Origin of the sequence: Streptomyces sp. NPDC002130 (assembly GCF_040296465.1) — a bacterium.
GTDB lineage: Bacteria > Actinomycetota > Actinomycetes > Streptomycetales > Streptomycetaceae > Streptomyces.
The window spans coordinates 1-1,563 of record NZ_JBEOXI010000751.1; the positions used below are offsets into that span (position 1 = coordinate 1).

Genomic DNA, 1,563 nt, shown 5'->3' on the forward strand with positions numbered 1-1,563 from the left:
GCCCGCGGTTAATAAAGGCGCACAGTCGTATGGTGTGAGCGTGAAGAAGTACGCACCATTCCTGCTGATCGACGCCATTCTTGTCATAATCTTCTGCGCGATAGGGCGCCGTACCCACGAAGAAGCCAACGCGCTCGCCGGTCTGGCGAAGACATCCTGGCCCTTCCTGACCGGCCTGGTGATCGGATGGGCTGCCACGTTCGCGCTGTACCGCGACAAGTTCAACGCCGTTCTCCTTCTTCCCACCGGCATTGTCGTTTGGCTCGGCGCCGTCGTCATCGGCATGATCCTGCGAGTGTTGAGTGGCCAGGGCACCCAGTTCAGCTTCATCGTCGTCGCGACGCTGGTCCTCGGCGCGTTCCTTCTCGGTTGGCGCGCACTCGCTCCGCTGGTATCGAAAATCCGCACCAAGTCGTAACCAAACTCCACGGCTCGGAACTACCCGAAATACCCGAGCACGTAGGACACTTTTCGGATGAGCAACACTACGGAGCCCGTCGAACGTAGCGAGAAAGAAGACCGGGGGTTCTTCGGCCAACCCTTTGCGCTGGCGAACCTGTTCGGCGTCGAGATGTGGGAGAGATTCTCCTTCTACGGGATGCAAGGCATCCTCATCTACTACCTGTACTACAGCGTCAGCGACGGCGGCCTCGGCATCAGTCAGGCGGCAGCGACCAGCATCGTCGGCGCGTACGGCGGCACCGTCTACCTGTCGACGATTCTCGGCGCGTGGGTGGCCGACCGACTTCTCGGCTCCGAGCGCACGCTCTTCTACAGTGCTTCGCTGGTGATGGCCGGCCACATCGCCTTGTCGGTTCTTCCCGGCCTGTGGGGTGTCGGCGTCGGCCTGGTCATGGTCGCCTTCGGCAGCGGCGGCCTGAAGGCCAATGCGACCTCTCTGGTCGGAGATCTCTATTCCGAACAGGATGTTCGCCGCGACGCCGGATTCTCCATCTTCTACATGGGCATCAACATCGGCGGTCTTGTCGGTCCGCTGCTCACCGGAGCTGTCCAGGACGCCTGGGGATTCCACGCCGGTTTTGCTCTCGCTGCCGTCGGCATGGCGCTCGGCCTGATCCAGTACACGCTGGGCCGCAAGCATCTTCACGGAATCGGTGCCGAGCCCGGCAACCCGTTGCCCGCAGACAAGCGCGCGCTCTACATCGGGATCGGCATTGCCGCGATCGTCGTCGTCGCGGTCGCCTCCGTCACCGGTTTGATCACGGCCGACAACATGTCCGACGTCGTTGTCGGACTCACGATCGTCGCGTCCGTCGGTTACTTCCTCCTCATGCTCACCAGCAAGAAGGTGACCAAGGTCGAACGCAGTCGAGTCTTTGCGTTCATCCCGATGTTCATTGCGAGCGCGGCCTTCTGGTCGCTGTTTCAGCAGCAGTTCACCACCGTGCCGGTGATCTCCGACAAACTCCTGGACCGCAATCTCTTCGGTTGGGACTTCCCCCCGACGTGGGTGCAGTCGATCAACCCGGTGTTCATCATCATCTTTGCCGGCGTGTTTGCAGCGATGTGGACAAAACTCGGTGACCGTCAGCCGTCGTCGCC

2 protein-coding genes are annotated in these 1,563 nt (G+C 61.5%); both read left to right on the forward strand.

The features are described from left to right. The coding region (locus tag ABT116_RS45140) for a DUF3054 domain-containing protein (RefSeq protein ID WP_351646846.1) at positions 1-418 on the forward strand (418 nt) is incomplete at its 5' end. A 57-nt stretch (positions 419-475) separates the two neighbouring features. After that, on the forward strand, positions 476-1,563 hold a 1,088-nt coding region (locus ABT116_RS45145; RefSeq protein WP_351646848.1), incomplete at its 3' end, for a peptide MFS transporter.